The following is a 244-nucleotide window of genomic DNA, read 5'->3' as shown; positions in this document are numbered from 1 at the left end:
AAGTCGTAACAAGGTAGCCGTAGGGGAACCTGCGGCTGGATCACCTCCTTAATCGACGACATCAGCTGCTCCATAAGTTCCCACACGAATTGCTTGATTCATTGAAGAAGACGATAGAAGCAGCTTTAAGCTCCAAGCTGATAGCTCACAGCTAGCAGTTACAAGCTCGAAATTGGGTCTGTAGCTCAGTTGGTTAGAGCGCACCCCTGATAAGGGTGAGGTCGGCAGTTCGAATCTGCCCAGA

The 244-nt window shown here is 50.0% G+C and carries 1 rRNA gene; it reads left to right on the top strand.

The features are described 5' to 3' along the window. Positions 1-51: ribosomal RNA gene (locus C1X29_RS29595) — 16S ribosomal RNA — on the top strand; the annotation flags it as partial. Between the last annotated feature and the right edge of the window lie 193 nt (positions 52-244).

The sequence above is a fragment of the Pseudomonas sp. GW456-12-10-14-LB2 genome (genome assembly GCF_002884345.1).
Lineage (GTDB): Bacteria > Pseudomonadota > Gammaproteobacteria > Pseudomonadales > Pseudomonadaceae > Aquipseudomonas > Aquipseudomonas paraglycinae.
The sequence above is the reverse complement of the archived record's forward strand: the minus strand, read 5'-3'. Positions and strand labels throughout refer to the sequence as shown.